The sequence below is a fragment of the Bifidobacterium lemurum genome (genome assembly GCF_014898175.1).
GTDB classification, from domain to species: domain Bacteria; phylum Actinomycetota; class Actinomycetes; order Actinomycetales; family Bifidobacteriaceae; genus Bifidobacterium; species Bifidobacterium lemurum.
In genome coordinates, this window is sequence record NZ_CP062948.1 from 1166343 (window position 1) to 1183185 (window position 16843).

The following is a 16843-nucleotide window of genomic DNA, read 5'->3' on the forward strand; positions in this document are numbered from 1 at the left end:
ATGATGGGGGTAGGTTTCGTCAAGTGCGGTTACGAAATGCACCCGAATTGCCGATTTTCAACCACCCTACTCTTTTCGATTTGCATTTTGATGGGGGGGGGGTGACAATCATCGGGTGGCTTTGTCATCCCACTGGCAAATGCACCGTTAAGAAGATTGGAGAACATCTATGAAAGCGAATGCTTTGAAGCGTGTGGCGGGCGCGTTGTCCGCCGCCGCCGTGCTGGTCGCCGGTATGGCGCTCGGCACCAGCACCGCCAATGCGTTGGATGCGCCGACCAATGAGGCGTATATTCAAGTGAACAACCTCACTGAGGCTAACGCCAGCAGTTCGACTCTGAAGTTGTTCAGGCTCGGCACCTACACGAACATCGCTCATACCGGTGCGAATCTCACTAGTGTCGAAGTCTTGACTGATGCTGATGTGCAGGCTGCTCTTCGCGCGGCGATCAGGGCTGCCGATTCGAGCGCCTACGAGGCCAACATCGAGGGTTCCGACGGCAAGCCGAAGACGTATTACACCAATCCGTTGGCGTTCATCGCCGCGAACATGCAAAGCACCGGGTTTGCCGACACACTGCGCAAGATTGCCAATGATCTCGGTACCGGTACGAACAAGGTGACAAGCGGAACGAAGTATGGTTCTTATGCCATCCAAGACGATGACTGGCAGACCGATAAGGCTGTGAATCTGTATGCAAACAACGCCAAGCTCACCAAGAATGGTGGTTTCGAGTTCACCGCTGGTGTTTATTTGATTGTTTCCGATAAGCAGGCTGGCTCCCCTTTGGAGGATGTCAATGTCCCGATGATTGTGTCGTCCACTATCTATCAGGACGCTGAGATGATCACCACGTTCGACAACCAGACGCTGGGCCAGGTCGATATGAAGACCAAAGACGGTGAAGATCCGGACAAGCCGATTGATCCGGTCGAGCCGGGTAAGCCCTCGGTCACGATGCAGAAGAAGGCTGAGACCCTGTGGTCGACCTCCACCAAGAGCTTGGTCCGTTACACCGTGAAGTCCACAATCCCTTCGAACTGGTCGCAAGGTGATGCCCGTCACAGTATGGATATCTACGATGCCCCGCGTAATGGCGTGACCGTCTACACCGATCTCGAGACAGCAAAGACTGCCATCGGCAACTTGGGCTTGACTGTCGAGGGCACAACCATCAAGCATGGCAACAACGAGGTTGGTACCGCCCAAGCCCTGAAGCTTTCGGTAGACGGTACTGACGTGACGCCGTTGACGGTGGATTATTACCGGAAGGCGGACACCGCTGGTGGCGAGTCCACAAAGCTTGAGACCCCTACCGACGATGACGCCATCAAGGCGTTTGTGGGTGCTGAACCGTATACCACCGGCACCACTATCATCAATGCCACCATGGCTTCCGGCGTCACAGTGAACAACGCCATCAGGAGTAACGAAACCTACTTCCACCTGCACACGGATGACGTGATGGGCCTGAACGCCACCGCCACCGGTGGCGACGTGATCGAGCTGAGCTATCTAGCCATCGTCGACCTAAACAACGGTGGCAACGACTACGGTTTCAAGTTCGACAACAAGGAAGCCACGGACGGTAAGGATCCGGAACAGCAGAGCAAGCCCATCGACTACACGGTGCACAATATCGACAACAACTACGCCCGTCTCGCCGGCGGTGAAGTGTTCAAGCTGTACAAGACCACTTACAACAAGACTTCCAAGCAGTACGAGAAGGGCGGGCAGATTGGCGAGCTCTCCGGTAGCGCGGTAGATGCCACGAAGGGTGATGTCGTGTTCGCGGGGCTGGGCGCAGGCTACTACATCGTCGAGCAGTCCACCGCTTCCACCGGCTACATGCAGACGAACAACGTGAAATACACCATTAAGATCTCTGGCTCTGGTACGACCGCTGCTGGTGTCCTGACGGTCGCCGTCCCTACCAGCGCTGAACTGACGACTGCGGTCGGCTCTGCTAACGTGTCGGCCTTCCTCAACAACCCCAACGGCCTGTTCTTCGTTAGCAGCGACGGCTCTCACGGTCTCACGACCGGCCATCATTACGTGATGAACGTCAAGAACATCTTGCAGCTCCCGAAGACCGGTGGCGCGGGCATCGCGCTGAGCGTGATCGTGGCTCTGGTGCTGGGCGGCTTCGGCTTGGTGTCCTACCGTCGCTCCCGCAAGTCCGCGGGTTCGGTTATCGCCTGATGCCGGACGGTTCATAAGGCTCCGGCCGTCGTCTGAAGCGGCGGTCGGGTGCCTGTCCCGAATTGTGTGACGGCCCATTTCCCTTCTCTACGGGCCGTCACGCTTTCCTCCTCTTTTTCGTCGTCCCGGGTGGGACGGGATCATCGGGTTTCGTGTTCTTCGGTGTCAACGATTCCGGGATCCTTCGACTCCGCCCTTACGGGCTCCGCTCAGGATGACGAAAAAGAAACACCTCGTCCCCGCCCGGGATGAGGGAAAGAAACATCTTTCATTCCCGTGCGGGATGACGGAAGGGAAAACGAGAGAGAAGCGGCCCCGGCTTCGATGGGGCGGTCCCGGCCGGTGATCGGCTGGATGGTTCCCGGCCTGAATGGTTGGGATGTGCTCGACCCGACTGGGTTGAGACGGTTCCCGACTCGAACGGTGGGATAGGCCCCGGCCCGACTGGGTTGGGATGGACCCCGACCTGAATGGTTGGGATGTGCTCGACCGGAATGGTTGAGACGGTTCCCGACCTGAATGGTGGGATGGACCCCGATTGGAATGGTCGGGATGGTTCCCGGCCCGATTGGGTTGGGTGGGCCCCGCTTGAAGCGGGGATATGTGAAGACGTTTCGCCTGGTTTGGTCCGGGTGGTTGTGATTGTTGTTCGTCGGTCCGCTGTGAGGCGGGCCGTCCGGTCCGGTGCCTCACGAGGGTCGTGGGCCGGTTTGGTTGATTGATTGAGGTGCCGTTCATGATGGATACTCGCTGGTTGGAGGCGATCGGCAGGACGACGTGCGTTGTAGCGCGTAAGGCGTTGCCGTCCTTGTGCGCGTTGGCGATGTTGGCGGGCGTGGCCACGAGCGCCACGAACGCGTACGCCGAGGAGGCATCCGGCACCAATACGACCCAGACCACCACCGACACGACCGGCGGCACCAGCACCGACACGACTGATACGACCGGCACCACCACTGATTCGACCGACACGTCCGGCTCGTCCGAGGACACGTCCGGCTCGTCCGATTCGACCGGCGCGACCGGTGACTCGTCCGACACCGACGGCGCGTCCGGTGATGCGGCTGGTTCGACCGGTTTGACTACTGATTCGACCGACATGTCCGACACGGCTGACGCATCGGATGAGCCGGCCGTCGTCACGGATGATTCGTCCGGCGATGATACCGGTGTGTCGGCGGATGAGGGTGTGTCCGTGGCGAGTGATGACGGCACGGACGCCCAGGCGGACTCCACTACGTGGGATCCGAAGAACGCGAAGGCGTACACCGAGTATGAGGTGACTAATCTGAAGCCTTACGTGTATGGCGTCAGGATGACGATGAACGGCCAGAGCACGACCGCGACGAGGCGCGGCACCGTTCCTTCCGGCTATACGCTTCGTTTCAACACGATTGACATTACGAGCGAAACGGAGCGTAACGCCATCGTTCAGACCACGTACAACTGCAAAGATCAGCATATGACGTTGGCTAGGGACGCGGATGAGCTGCTCAAGGTTGTTAACAGCTCCATGGGGCAGACCTTCACCACAGCTGATCAGGCTTTCGGGTATTTGGCGGAGAATTGTTTCCCGAACAATATCCAGAAGGCGAATGGCGATGACGCTACATACAATGACGGCAACGTTGCTCGTACCTATACGTTGAGTAAGATCGGTCTGCCGAACAACGAGGGGTACACGTACGACGGCGTGTGGCTGCAGTACAACGGCCAGTTGCGCATGCGTCTGGCGTGGATGGGTTCCGTCCAGCCCGAGGGTACGTCCGCGGCCAAGGACGCCAAGCGGTATGTGCTGGCGTACGACGAGAGCAAGGACTACACGGAGCAGTGCAAGCCGTGGATCGACGGCAGCAAGGACGATGCCAATAAGGACGCGAACAAGTGCATGTTGACCGAGGTGCCGGCGGGCGCGTCGATCGTGGTGTCGTTCGTGAACACGGGTAGCATCCGTGTGGGCTACCGTGGGCTGACATTCGAGAACACGGGCACGGGGTTGAACGCGTCGAAGATGTCGACCACGGTGTCGGGCGACGCGAGCACGCACGCGTCGGGTTCGATCGACTTCGAGGTGACCAAGCAGTACGCGGGCAGTACCCTGAAACTGTACGTGCAGAAGGGGTACACCAGCGATTCGAGCAAGACGTGCGATAAGATGGACACGACCAACACGGTGCTGGTGTACGACAGTTCCTCGGGTGGAGGCGTCCAGAATGATTGGGTGTCGGTCACGGCGGGCGGCGCTCTGGACAGGAACACGAACAGAGAGTCGTTCACGTTGAACGCGGCGTCGGACAAGACGTTGGGTGGGGTGTTCTCCGATGGCCAGACCGCGAGCACGCGTGGTTTCCTGCTGTGCGCGGAGGAGAGCATCACGAAGTCGGGAAGCGGTATGGGTGAGGTGGCCAATACCAAGCATTCGGTGACGGTGTTGTCGAGGGCGGACGGCCTGTCCGGCCCCCAGGTGGGTAACACGAACATGCGGGGCACGGGCCAGCAGAGCATCGGCATGCTGAGCGCGACATACTACAGCGGCGGTGCAACCGGCAACACCACCGTGTCGGCTCAGGATATTGTGGCATACGCTGGACGCCAATTAGGCAACACGTCGCGTTCTTACGATGATTCGACTTTGAGGAACCAGATTGCGGGTATCGGGAATTGGAACAATCCCAACGGCTTGGGCAATCGTTCTGCCGGAACTTGGAATACGAGCATACAGTCGGGCAATGCCAATTATCAAGGCGAGAATGTGAACCTGAGCACGGCGGGGGGCTTACAGGTGCATAACGGCGGCACGGTGTTGATGGTGGCGCACAACAGTGTGCGTTACGAGCCGACATCCAGTACCAGCAGCACCGCCAATGCGTGGTCTCAGTTGCTGTCCAGCGTGCTTGTGTGCGCGAGCGTGGACGGTGTCTCAAGTCCGTCGTGCGACTACGCGGATACTATGCAGCGTGTGAATGTCCCCGCCTACAAGAGCGATACGGGCAACTTCAGCATTAGCGGGAAATCGTGCGCGAGGACGGACCTGACGAGCGGCGCGCTTAAGGGAATCTCAGTCACGGTGTGCGAGGCGCCCATGTATTCGGAGGGCGTCACGACCGGCGGGTCGTTGATGCACATGCATCCGTACTACATCGTGCTCGAGGGCGTGACGACGGACGTGAGCGTGAAGCTGGTGTGGTCGGCCGCGAACCTGCGCGTGATCAACATGGGCCAGTCGACCGGCGTCACGAGCATCGAGGCGCGCATCGCGACCTACGTCGGTAATGGCGGAGTGGAGTGGAACCGCGACAGCGCGACATGGGAGTCGATCCACAAGTGGAAGGACAACCAGTTGAGGTTCAAATGGGACTCTTGGCCGAATGAAATCGCCGCCAGCAAGCCGGGGGGTGAACGCCAGGAGATTGATGGTCAATATGCGGCCGGTCGCGGCGCGTTGTTCAGACTCAAGCTCGCGTTGGGATACACCAATTACGAGATCACGGTCAGCAACACGACGGGGGAGGTCATCAAGCTGCAGTTGAAGGGTTCCAACTCTGCGGCTGCTCCGGGATCCGAAGGTCACAGCGATTTCTGGGATTTCGGTCATGGGGCGAACGAGTGCTATTTCGACAGCGAGGACTCCTCCTCCGACCGGTTCCTGTACTGCTACGTGTACACGGAAAATCCGAAGTCGTCGACCAATCCGTACAGGTTGAACGTGTCGGCCACGCCGGTCACGTACCAGGCGGTCTTCGACGCGGGCGAGAACGTGACCGAGGGCAAAGGCGATGGCGAGGTGGACGCGGATTCGATGCCGGTGGACGTGTCGTACGACCTCGCCGGCACGGACCCGTCGGCGGCGAGCATTGAGGTGCAGAACGTGACCCCCACGCGCAAGGATTCCGTCAATACGAAATACTATTTCGCCGGCTGGGACGTCTATTGGTGCAATGCCGTTGCCGATGGCAAATGCACCAAGGTCGGCGGGAAAATCACCGAGCTGGATTCGTTGGTGTCGAAGGTCGCCGAGCATCTGCAGCCGGGCATGACGGTCCCGCTCGGTCTGGTTTCGATTCCGACCGACGCGGTCGGCGTGATGCTGCGGGCCGTGTGGGACACGGACAACACGGTGCGCACGGTCACGAGCACGTTCGGCAAGGCGTACTACTACCTGTCGCTTAATACGGGAAGCGGCATCGTATCCAGCTGGATACCGATCACCAACTGGAGCGGTACCGCTCCGTCGTTCACGACCGAGAAGGTGTCGTTCATCATGCCGGTGCCGGACGACTACGAGAACAGCAAGCTGGCGACCACGTACAAGTATTCCACGACGGATCCCTACAAGCCGCCCGCGACGGCGACCGCCGACGTCCTTACTGATGGGGTTAGTTCGGCGAAGCTCACGGTGTCGTTGGTGTCGGACAAGTCGTGCGAGAACCTGCTGGGCGGCACGGAGGTGTCTCAGCGGCAGAAGAACCTGTACTGCACCACGGACCGGGTGACGGTGGATGGCAGGACGTTGACGGGGCTGGGCAACGACATCGCGAAGGCGAACACGAAGTTCGCGCCGAACCCGACCTCGACGTCCGGCAACAAGTCGGGCACGTTAATGGTGGCGGTGTACCGCGTCGCGCAGAAGGCGGTCTATGCGGACAACATCTCGATGCTGAATGACAACTCGTTCAAGCCGTCGCTGTGCTGGTACGTCGAGGGACTTGGCTGTTATCCCATGGGGGATGGCTCTTCTGCTGTAAAACCTTCGATCGCGTCGAGGTTGGCGAATTCTCCGGCGTATACGGGCCGTTACCTGTACGACAACTACTACCTGCCCCAAGTGGCCGCGTCCGACGACCCGGCGGAGTTGGCCGGCATGGAGCCGGTGAGGTGGAAGATCGAGAACAATAATTCGCGCACGGTGACGTTCAACGGCTGGTCCAACCGGTTGACCAGCGGCGGCGCGATCGCGGATTCGACGAAGGCGCAGAAGGTGTCCTACAAGACAGACCCGAACAAGGTCGACTGGTACGGCCAATGGACGGCGAGCCTTCCCCCGGTGAGTCAACTGCCCCTGACGGGTACCAAGCCGTGGTGGATGCAAGTGGTCGTGCCGGCGGTGCTGGTCGCCCTGCTTGGCCTGGCCGCGTGGCTGAAATGGCGTTCCGGCTCGAAACTGTGGCGTCACCATGCGTGATGCCGCGCAGTCGGCGCGTTGCGGTTGCGCCGTCCACCGTCTTGTCTGGCCCCACGGGCATGGGCCGGCGGTGGGCGGACGCCGACCGTATCGAATCGCATGCCACTGCCCGATGTTGCGCCTGTTGGATAAATCCGTTGGATAGAAAGGTTTGGTTGTATGGCACGTGTGCCTTTCTCTCGTGAAGAGCGTGCGTATCTGATCACGTTGCCTGCGGTGGCGGACGTCAGCGAATATCGGATCCAGTATTCGACGCGGTTTCGCAACGAATTCCTACGCCGATACCGCAACGGCGAATCGGCGGTGCGCTTGTTTCGCGAAGCCGGGTTGGATCCGAAGATCATCGGCCGCAAACGCATCGAACGATGCACGAACCGGTGGATGGCTCTCCCGATCGAGGAACTGGATGACGACGGTCAGGACGACGACCAGGATTCGGGTGTGTCCTTGGCACCCCTCGAAGGCGACGAATCGAATATCGCGCTCACGCGGTCCCTCACATTGATGCAGTCGCGCCGCATCACCGAACTTGAAATCCGCATAGTCTCGCTGGAGCGTAAGCTCGCCCGCCTGACCGGCGACGAACAGGATGACGATTCCGAGGCGGGGCCATCCCCGGCCTCCGGTGGATCCGGCACGTCGGTTTCCGTCGCCGCCACCCGTGCCGGGCGCATCCGCCAGTTCTCCCACAGCATGGGGCGTCGCTGAGCGCGCCCTGCCGCACGCATCACGTCCCCGCTATTCCCGTCATTCCCAATCCAGCGCCCCGTTCAACAGCCAACGGTACATTCCGACATCAGACGTCAGAATGTACCGTGAAACAAGCCGGTCGCCTGTGTTTCACGGGATGTCCTGTGATACCCCCGTCAGTTTGTGCCGTGAAACAAACCGATTGTCTGTGTTTCACGGGATGTCCTGTGATACCCCCGTCAGTTTGTGCCGTTTCGGTCCGACGAACGACGAACCGGCACCGGTATGCGAAGAGCCGCGAAGAATGGGTCCCCAACAACCCGCATGCCTTTACGGGATTTGGCAGGACCGTCGCCGAACGGCACCGTGCGCCATTGCGTCAAACAAACAGGGGTCTTTCCGCGCAGCTCGTTCATTCACTGCGCGGAAAGACCCCTGTCCTAACGGAATTGAGAAGTGTCAGGCGGCTTCCGGAGCGGCGATCTCGTCGGCCTCCGCCTCGTCCTCGGCCTTGTTCAGGCCCAGGTCCACCGGAGAGGAGCTGTTCTCCCACGGCTCCTCCCACGGATCGTAATCCGGATTCTGCTGCTTGTAGATGTACAGACCCACGGCAGCGGCGAGCAGCGCGCCGAACAGCAGCGCGAAGAACTTCCAACCGTTAGAAGACTTATTCTCCATGACGGCTCCTTTCCCTGAGGATGTTGGCCGGTCTGCCCATTCAGGCCGACCCTGCTCTCCATCTTAATCCCGCTGTTGTGACGATTGGGTGAGATTGCCGCAAGGATTCCGCTCGCCGTGTCGGCTTTGCGAATTCATGCCGATTGCCTCGTCCACCTCCCATATCCGCTCCGTGATTCAGTCAGTCATGCTGACGCAACGTTTCGTTTGCCCCGTCTCCAACCGTCCAACGCCTCTACCTCAACGCCCGCGGCGAAAGCGGAAGCGCTGTCGATACTATGGAGCTTATGACACGATTCAGCATGTTTCCCCAGTCCCCGGTGCCCAGTCTGAACAAGAAGGCCATCGCCTACGAATGGAAGAACGGCGGGCCCGTGATCACGTGGGTGATCATCGCCATCTGCGTGGCCGTGTGGCTGGTTGAGGTGCTGACGCGTCTGCTCGTGCCGCAAGTCTTCTCCGCGCTGGTCTCCGCCGGTATGGTGATGCCCGCCACGATGGTGCTCCGCCCGTGGACGTGGCTCACGTCGATGTTCCTGCACGCGCCCAGCATGCTGCATATTCTGTTCAACATGCTGGCCCTGTATTCCGTGGGTCCGATTCTGGAGCGCATGATGGGCCACTGGCGTTTTCTCGCGCTGTACCTGATTTCCGGCTTCGGCGGCAGCGTCGGCCTGCTCGTGTGGGCGAGGCTGACCGGCGACTGGTTCACCGCTGCCTATGGCGCGTCCGGCGCGCTGTTCGGCCTGTTCGCCGCGCTGCTGGTGGTGTATCGCCGCATCGGCGTGGATATTCGGTCGATGCTGATTTGGATGGGCATCAACTTCCTGCTGCCGCTGGTGGTTGGCAATATCGCTTGGCAGGCGCATGTGGGCGGATTCGTGGTGGGCGGCGCGCTCACCTGGCTGCTGGTGTCCGGTGTGCCCGCGTTGCGCCGGCGTTCGTTCACCCAGCGCATGTGGATCTACAGCACGGCCGTGGTGGTGTTGTTGCTGATCGTGGTCGTGGTCTGCACGCCGTATCTGTGGATGTGAGTCCGCGGATGTGACGCTGCCCTTCGCCCGGCTGCCGCCCGCAAGGGTCATTCGAGGCGCGAGGTCTGGCGAAGCGCACATGCGGGGCGGTGTCGTGTCGATGTCCGGAGCGGTGCATCTGCGTTAATGGTAGTGGATTTTCAAGCTTGCAGAGGTCGATCTGCGTTAGCGGTAGTGTGCTTTGGATGATACATGAAGTATCCGCCCCGCCATTTCAACGGTTGTACTCGCGATAACGTCAAAAGGGCACTACCGCTAACGCAGATCGACTTTTGCACTCTCTTGTTTCCACTACCGCTAACGCAGATAGTCCGAACCGGATAATCGGCACGGGTCGTTTGAGCCTCGCATCCGGACCGGAGAGGTGCCTCTGATGCATCATCCCAAGCGCAACGCAGTCTTCACTTCCGCCGGTGAATTACACGCGTGTAGTTTTCCACATCATGTGGAAAACAATGTGGATAAACCATGTGAGTTATCCACAGTTATCCCCACAGGTGAGTTGTGCACAACTTATCCACCATGCCAATGTGGATAATAAAACGTTGAAATAATGCCGAAATTCGACTGTGGATAACTGAATGTGGATAACTTTTCCAACAGTGCATAACTGTGGATAACACTTTCCACATCATGTGCGTAAGTGGATAACTCAACCTGCTTGGCGTCTCGTACGCGGTGGATAACTGTCTCCGCTTGTCGACGGCCCAGCTTCTCATCCGCACCAGCAGCCGCACCACACTGTGTCCGCATCCGCATCCGCATCAGTAACCCATCAGGCTCGTATTCGCACCAGCACCCGCGCCGGACCCGCACCAGCCTCGCACCAGCCTCGCGCCGGACCAGCGCTGGCCTTGCGCCGGATCCGCTCGGATCCGCACCGGACTCATATCCGCACCAGCCTCGCCCGCAATCGACCATCATGCTTTACAACACAATCCGACGGGGGTGTAACAGAAGATCCCGTGAAACATGGGTAATCATCATGTTTCACGGGATCTTCTGACGGTTTGCAATGCGTATGGAGGGTGGGGGTGGTATCCGTGCCGTATGTGGCCAACCGCAGTGCTATGCCATATGGTGCTATGCCATATGGCGCTTACGGTGCTACGGCATCACTGCGCCACAGCGTAACGGCGCTACAGTGCTACATCGCTACAGTGCTACAGCAGCAGACGGGCGGAGGCGGCGGCGCCTCGGGCCACGGTGTCATCGCCATCGTCGGCGTGGGCGATCGCCACCTCACGCGCGATGGGCACCGGGTAGGCCTCAATGCCGCGTCGAATCGCGGGTTCCAGCAGGTCCCACGACTTTGCCACGCTGCCGCCGATCACCACTTCGTCGATATCAAGCAGCGACTGGCAGATGGCCACGGCCTTGGCCACGCTGTCGCCGGCCTGATCCCACAGCGCCAGCGCGCGTTCGTCGCCGGAGCGGGCCAGATCGCCGACCTCGCGGGTGTCCTCATCGCCGCCGGTGGCCTCATGCCACAGCCGCGCGATGCCGCGTCCGCCGGCCAGTCCCTCGAGATGCCCGCGCGCTCCACAGGTGCAGGGCACGTCGTCGAATCCCGGAATATGGCCGATTTCGCCGGCTGAATAGCCGGTTCCGCGGAAGATGCCGCCGTTGAGCCACAGCGCGCCGCCCACGCCGGTGCCGAGCATCAGCCCCAGCACGCTGCGCCGCTGTTCGCTTTGCGGACGGTTGGCCATCTGCGCGATCAGGAAGGCGTTCACGTCATTTTCCATCGCCACCGGCACGTCGCGCCAATGCTGCAGCGCGGAGCGGACCTCGTATCCGGCCCAGCCTTGGAATGAATCGGACGCCGCCGTCACGACGCCGTTCTCCGAGTCGATCAGTCCGGCCGCGCCGACGCCGATCGCGGCGATGTTCGGCGTCTCGCCGGCGTGGGTTTCGGCCCATGCCTTGCCCGCCTCGGTGAGGGTCGCGCCCAGTCCAGAGCCGGACTCGCCTCCCAGATCCAAGGCCAGTGTCTCGCCCATCGCGCAGGCCGCGGCGATCATCGCGTCGCCTCCTTCGCTTGCGGGGGTCGGCACGCTGGTGGCGGCGAGCAGCGTCAAGTCGGAATCGTACAGGCACGCCATAATCTTGGTGCCCCCTATGTCGATGCCGAGCAGCAGAGGTGATGTCATCATTGGTCCTTTCTGGCGAGCCGTGTCACCGCGTCGTCGCAAGTTGTGGCACGTGTGTTTCGATGGTTGCGCGGCGGGGTCATAGTCGCCCCACACGTGCTTGCATCACTGCGACCGCCTGCCCCAACAGCACGATATCGTCGCCCTGTTCGCATCGGCGGACGCGTGTGGGGGTGTGGAATTGGGATGAGGTGAGACGGTTGACGGTTTGTTCGGCCGCGCTGAGGAAGGTTTCGCCGACGATGTCCGCAGGGCCGTAGATGGCCACGTCGGACAGGTCGAGCAGGCTCGTCGGCATGGACAGCGCGGTGCCGAGCAGCTCGCCCGCGTGGGTGAGGATTTCCTGGCGTTGGTCTGGTTCGTTGATGAGTTTGGCGTGGAGCACGGGTGCTGAGATCAGCGTTTCCAGGCAGCCGCGCTTGCCGCAGGGGCATTCGGGACCGTTCGGTTCGACGACGACGTGGCCGATTTCGCCGGCCGCGTGGCCGATTCCGTACACGATTTTGTCGTCGACCAGCACGGCGGCGCCGATGCCGCTGGTGATTTGGATGAAGAGGGAGTCGGGGCTGCCGTCGCCGAGGAATCGTTCGGCGAGCAGCGCCGTGTTGGCATCGTTGCACACGCGTGTGTGCACGCCGAATTCGCCTTCGATGAGGTCGCGCAGCTCGAGGTTCTTCCAGCCGAGGTTGGCGGAGAGCATGACGCGGCCTTCGGTGGTCACGACGCCGGGGATGGAGATGCCGATGCCGAGCACATGGTCGGAGGCCCGGTCGATGAGTTCGCGGATGGTGTCGATGACGTCGTCAAGGCTGACGGTGTTGGCGGCCTCCAGCGGGAGTTCCATGCGGTGCACGATGTGGCCTTGCAGATTGACCAGTGCGCCGCGCATGACGTAGGGCTGTGAAAGGTCGATGGAGACGATGCGCCAGACGTCTGGGTCGATGGTGAGCAGACGGCCGCGCTTGCCGCGTCCTTCACGTTCGTCGGTGCCGCTTTCGCGCAGAATGGCTTTGTCCAGCATGTCGGACGCGGCTTCGGACGCCGCCACGCGCGACAGGCCGGTTTGGCGGCCGAGCTCGGCGCGGGACATGCGGTTCTGCGGAAACAGCAGGTCGAACATGAGCAGTCGGTTGATGACGCGGATATCAGAGGGATCGGCCTTGGAAGCAGCGCGAGGTGCGTTCATAGGAAAACCTCCTTAGATAATAGGCGTGCGGGGGTAAAGCATCGTTGCAGCGGCCATTTTAGTGTATCACAAAAGTAAGGAACTTAACAAATATATGAGGGTGGGTTTTGGGTACTTGCCTGTATGGGCTGGTGTCGCTGAAGCTTCATTTTCTGAGCAAACGCGGGTTGACTGGCTGTCATGACGTCAGATGTCTGAAAACACTACCTCGATAATTAGGGATTGATGTAAATATTCCTAACTGAAGAGGGTGGGGGCGCGTCGCCGTGGCGCGGAACCATGCATGCCCGCAACCCGACGGGAGGGTCCGAATATCGGACAACGACGAAGGGGCCGGTCCCTTCGCCGGACCGGCCCCTTCGCCGTAAAGAGTCGTTGGTCTACGCCGGTCAGCGCCACCACATGGTCATCAGGAATCCGACCATGATGATCGCGAACGCGATGGCCAGGTTCCACGCGCCGATATTCGGAATCGGCCAGGAGCCGGACGGCGAGAGGTAGTAGACCACGGCCCAGATCAGGCCGATGATCATCAGCGTGCAGAACAGCGGCACGAACCAGCGCGGATTCGACTTGGTGCCCTTGATGGACTCCTCCACGCGCTTGGTGTTCTCCGCCTGGCGGGTCATCATGCGGCGCATCTGCGGGGTCAGCGTCGCCTTGTCGGCGGTGGCGTTGAGCACCGCCTGCACCTGCTCCATATCGATGCCGAGATCCTCAATGTCGACTTCGGCGGAATCCTCGGCCTTGGCGTCGTCGGTCTCAGCCTCGGCGGTCGTGGCGTCGGCGTCGGTCTCGGCCTCGGCGGTCGCGCTCGCGTCGGCCTGGACGTCGGTCTCAGCCGTCGCCGCGGCCTCGCTCGGGGCCTCGCTCTGGACTTCGCTTTGCCAGTCCTTCTGCTCGTTCGAGTCGGTTTCGTGCAGCTCTTGGTCAGCCATCAGCATAGTCTCCATTCAATAGGCTAAAAGTCATAATAGTGGCTACACTCGAAACTAGCGAACAACGCTCACAATAAGCGGGGAATTCATGGCAAAACATACCGGCAGACACAGCGCGAAGCGCTCTTGGGTGGCGGGTGTCGCGGTTTTCGTCGTCGTGGCGTTGAGCGGATACCTGCTGATGACGAACGTGCGCGTCAACCGCACGTCGGTCGTCACCTCCGACACGGCCGATCTGGTGGAGCAGGGTGTCGGCGAGATCAACCAGCTGCAGCAAGACATCACCGACCTCAGCTCCCAAATCGACACGCTCACCGAAGTGATCGGATCGAACTCCGACGACGAGACGGCCGACGGCGAGACCTCCGGCGAGGACTCCAGCCTGGTGCTCCCCGCCGTCGAAGGCGAGGGCGTGACGGTCACCCTCAACGATTCGCCTCTGTGGGAGAACGCCGTCAACAACTCCGGCTCGGCCGACAACATCAACGATTACGTGATCCACCAGCAGGACGTGGAATCCGTGGTGAACGCGCTGTGGGCGGGCGGCGCCACCGCGATGATGATCATGGACCAGCGCGTGCTGTTCAACTCCGCCGTGATCTGCTCGGGCAACGTGCTCTCGCTGCACGGACAAAAATATTCCCCGCCGTTCACCATCTCCGCGATCGGCGACCCCGAACAGTTGCGGGCGGCGCTGAACGAATCCAAAGCCATCTCCATCCTGCAGGAATACGTGAGCGCGTTCGGCATCGGCTATGACGTGCAGGACGAGGACAACCTGCAGTTCCCCGAATCGGCGGCTCTACTGCAGCCGCTAAAGTATGCCACAGTGAAATCAGACGAAGACGAGGAATAGACGAATGAAACATGCCTCTCACAGAAAAGTCGCCGTGCAGGGCGAGCATCGTCGGGGGATCGGCTGGCAGATCCTCGGCATCGTGGCGGAGATCCTGCTTACCATGGCGGTGGTCTGCGCCCTGTACGTCGCATGGCAGATGTGGTGGACGGGCGTCCAATCCGAACACGAACAGGCCCAGACGCTGGAATCCGTCTCATGGAGCGAACCTGGCGAGGACGGCGAGGAAGTGACCATCGCGCAGGCGCAGGAGGGCGACCCGCCCCTGCAGCCGGAAAGCGCGCAGGAAGGCGACCTCATCGCCCAGGTGTACATCCCGCGCTTCGGCAGCAGCTGGCAGCGCAACCTGGTGGAGGGGACCAGCCTCGAACAGCTCAACCGGCACGGACTCGGCCACTACACCACCTCGCAAATGCCCGGACAGGTGGGCAACTTCGCCATCGCCGGCCATCGCAACGGCTACGGGCAGCCGCTGGGCGACGTGGACAAGCTCGAAGAGGGCGACAAAATCATCATCCGCACCGAGGATTACTGGTACGTCTACACCTACACGTCCTACGAAATCGTGCTGCCCGAAGACGTGTACGTGATCTCGCCGAACCCGGAGAACCCCGGCGAGACGCCCACCAAGCGCATGATCACCCTGACGACCTGCGAGCCGAAATACTCCACCCCCACCCACCGCTGGATCGCATACGGCGAGCTGGATTATTGGGCCAAGGTCTCCGACGGCGTGCCCGCCGAACTCGCCACCACGGACGAGCAGGGCGCGGTGAAATTCGCCAGCACAAGCACGCAGTCGGTCGTGTCGCGTATCGACTCGCTCCAGCCCTTCGTAATCGGCGCGCTGGTGGTCTGGGCCGTGCTGTTCATCGCCGCCGCCGTCGCCTGGCGGTGGCCGGTGCTGCGCCAGATCCGCTCCGGCGAACGCCGTCGGCCCGACGCCAGCATCTACGGCTGGTTGCTGCGTATCCACCCGGGCGTGCTGCCGGTCCGCCTCATCATGCTCGCGCTGCTGATCTTCGCGGCCGCCGCGGCCCTGTTCCAATGGGGATTCCCGTGGGCCGCGGCCAATATTCCCATCCTGCAGGAGATGTCGAACTTCACCGCCGTCGACTAGCCGGCTGCGTGCGGTTGCCCGCCGTGGCCGGACCGCCACGTGTCGCGGCTTGTCCGCCGGCCGTGTGGCTATGCGGCCATCCGGCATGCGGCGCATTCGGGCGAGCGGCGGCGATATGGGCTTAGGATGGTGGGCAGTACGGTTTTCAAGGAGCGATTATGACTGATTCGGCCCGCATCCTCGTGGTGGACAACTACGATTCCTTCGTCTACACCATCGTCGGCTATCTCAAAACCCTAGGGGCCACGGTGGATGTGGTGCGCAACGACGTCGTCGATCCCGCGCAGCCGGGGCTGCTCGACGCCTACGACGGTGTGCTGATCTCACCCGGCCCGGGCGCTCCGGCCGAATCCGGCGCCAGCGAGGACGTGATCCGTCTGTGCGCAGCCACCCGCACGCCCATGTTCGGCGTGTGCCTGGGATTGCAGGCGCTGGCCGAGGTGTACGGCTGCACGGTGGGGCACGCGCCCACCATCATGCACGGCAAAACAAGTCCGGTGGAACATATCGACGATGAGATTTTCGAGGGCGTGGCCAATCCGATGACCGCGACCCGTTACCATTCGCTGGCCGTGGATCCGGACAGCGTGCCCGATGAGCTGGTGGTGACCGCGTGGACGCAGGGCGACCGCATCATCCAGGGCATCAAGCATCGCGATCTGCCGATGTACGCGGTGCAGTTCCATCCCGAATCCGTGATGACGCAGGACGGCTACCGTCTGCTGGCCAATTGGCTGGCGGTCTGCGGGCAGAGCGACGCCGTGGCCCGTTCCGCCGGTCTGCAGCCCAAGGTCAGTCGGTAA

The 16843-nt window shown here is 61.2% G+C and carries 11 protein-coding genes; 7 read left to right on the forward strand and 4 right to left on the reverse strand.

The annotated features are described in order from the left end of the window. Nucleotides 1-169: 169 nt before the first annotated feature. The 3 genes from BL8807_RS04340 to BL8807_RS04350 all read left to right on the forward strand — a co-directional run bounded on the left by BL8807_RS04340 (nucleotide 170) and on the right by BL8807_RS04350 (nucleotide 8093). Nucleotides 170-2203, forward strand: coding sequence for an LPXTG cell wall anchor domain-containing protein (locus BL8807_RS04340; RefSeq protein ID WP_072724341.1), 2034 nt, complete (start codon nucleotides 170-172; stop codon nucleotides 2201-2203). A gap of 736 nt (nucleotides 2204-2939) precedes the next feature. Continuing rightward, complete coding sequence (locus BL8807_RS04345; protein WP_143147958.1) at nucleotides 2940-7385, forward strand: hypothetical protein; 4446 nt, start codon at nucleotides 2940-2942, stop codon at nucleotides 7383-7385. A 159-nt stretch (nucleotides 7386-7544) separates the two neighbouring features. Next, nucleotides 7545-8093: an HTH domain-containing protein gene (locus tag BL8807_RS04350; RefSeq protein WP_072724337.1), complete on the forward strand. Its 549-nt coding sequence runs from the start codon at nucleotides 7545-7547 to the stop codon at nucleotides 8091-8093. A gap of 441 nt (nucleotides 8094-8534) precedes the next feature. On the opposite strand, the gene BL8807_RS04355 is transcribed toward BL8807_RS04350, so the two are convergent. Then, the gene (locus BL8807_RS04355; protein ID WP_072724334.1) at nucleotides 8535-8753 is read right to left on the reverse strand and encodes a hypothetical protein; all 219 of its coding nucleotides are present in this window, start codon (nucleotides 8751-8753) and stop codon (nucleotides 8535-8537) included. Nucleotides 8754-9040: 287 nt separating this feature from the next. On the opposite strand from BL8807_RS04355, the gene BL8807_RS04360 reads away from it, so the two are divergent. After that, complete coding sequence (locus BL8807_RS04360) at nucleotides 9041-9787, forward strand: rhomboid family intramembrane serine protease (protein WP_072724332.1); 747 nt, start codon at nucleotides 9041-9043, stop codon at nucleotides 9785-9787. A 1163-nt stretch (nucleotides 9788-10950) separates the two neighbouring features. Here the strand turns inward: BL8807_RS04360 and BL8807_RS04365 are convergent. The 3 genes from BL8807_RS04365 to crgA all read right to left on the reverse strand — a co-directional run bounded on the left by BL8807_RS04365 (nucleotide 10951) and on the right by crgA (nucleotide 14070). Beyond that, on the reverse strand, nucleotides 10951-11943 hold the full coding sequence (locus tag BL8807_RS04365) for an ROK family protein (RefSeq protein WP_072724331.1): 993 nt from the start codon (nucleotides 11941-11943) through the stop codon (nucleotides 10951-10953). A gap of 76 nt (nucleotides 11944-12019) precedes the next feature. Beyond that, nucleotides 12020-13126, reverse strand: coding sequence for an ROK family protein (locus BL8807_RS04370; protein ID WP_072724329.1), 1107 nt, complete (start codon nucleotides 13124-13126; stop codon nucleotides 12020-12022). Nucleotides 13127-13515: 389 nt separating this feature from the next. Beyond that, entirely contained in the window at nucleotides 13516-14070 is a 555-nt protein-coding gene (gene crgA / locus BL8807_RS04375; protein ID WP_193057498.1) for a cell division protein CrgA, read from the reverse strand. An 82-nt stretch (nucleotides 14071-14152) separates the two neighbouring features. Here crgA and BL8807_RS04380 point away from each other — a divergent pair, with 82 nt between their 5' ends. From BL8807_RS04380 to BL8807_RS04390, 3 genes are all read left to right on the forward strand, one after another. After that, the gene (locus BL8807_RS04380) at nucleotides 14153-14920 is read left to right on the forward strand and encodes a DUF881 domain-containing protein (RefSeq protein ID WP_072724327.1); all 768 of its coding nucleotides are present in this window, start codon (nucleotides 14153-14155) and stop codon (nucleotides 14918-14920) included. Between the two features lie 4 nt (nucleotides 14921-14924). Then, nucleotides 14925-16040 (forward strand): class E sortase, encoded by a 1116-nt coding sequence (locus BL8807_RS04385; RefSeq protein ID WP_072724325.1) that lies wholly within the window; start codon nucleotides 14925-14927, stop codon nucleotides 16038-16040. A 158-nt stretch (nucleotides 16041-16198) separates the two neighbouring features. Then, on the forward strand, nucleotides 16199-16843 hold the full coding sequence (locus tag BL8807_RS04390; protein ID WP_072724323.1) for an anthranilate synthase component II: 645 nt from the start codon (nucleotides 16199-16201) through the stop codon (nucleotides 16841-16843).

What these genes read in the sequence shown, in the direction of transcription:
- BL8807_RS04360 (WP_072724332.1), top strand. Translation starts at nt 9,041, where the DNA reads ATGACACGATTCAGCATGTTTCCCCAGTCCCCGGTGCCCAGTCTGAAC.
- BL8807_RS04385 (WP_072724325.1), top strand. Translation starts at nt 14,925, where the DNA reads ATGAAACATGCCTCTCACAGAAAAGTCGCCGTGCAGGGCGAGCATCGT.
- BL8807_RS04350 (WP_072724337.1), top strand. Translation starts at nt 7,545, where the DNA reads ATGGCACGTGTGCCTTTCTCTCGTGAAGAGCGTGCGTATCTGATCACG.
- BL8807_RS04340 (WP_072724341.1), top strand. Translation starts at nt 170, where the DNA reads ATGAAAGCGAATGCTTTGAAGCGTGTGGCGGGCGCGTTGTCCGCCGCC.
- crgA (WP_193057498.1), bottom strand. Translation starts at nt 14,070, where the DNA reads ATGCTGATGGCTGACCAAGAGCTGCACGAAACCGACTCGAACGAGCAG.
- BL8807_RS04365 (WP_072724331.1), bottom strand. Translation starts at nt 11,943, where the DNA reads ATGATGACATCACCTCTGCTGCTCGGCATCGACATAGGGGGCACCAAG.
- BL8807_RS04380 (WP_072724327.1), top strand. Translation starts at nt 14,153, where the DNA reads ATGGCAAAACATACCGGCAGACACAGCGCGAAGCGCTCTTGGGTGGCG.
- BL8807_RS04355 (WP_072724334.1), bottom strand. Translation starts at nt 8,753, where the DNA reads ATGGAGAATAAGTCTTCTAACGGTTGGAAGTTCTTCGCGCTGCTGTTC.
- BL8807_RS04370 (WP_072724329.1), bottom strand. Translation starts at nt 13,126, where the DNA reads ATGAACGCACCTCGCGCTGCTTCCAAGGCCGATCCCTCTGATATCCGC.
- BL8807_RS04345 (WP_143147958.1), top strand. Translation starts at nt 2,940, where the DNA reads ATGATGGATACTCGCTGGTTGGAGGCGATCGGCAGGACGACGTGCGTT.
- BL8807_RS04390 (WP_072724323.1), top strand. Translation starts at nt 16,199, where the DNA reads ATGACTGATTCGGCCCGCATCCTCGTGGTGGACAACTACGATTCCTTC.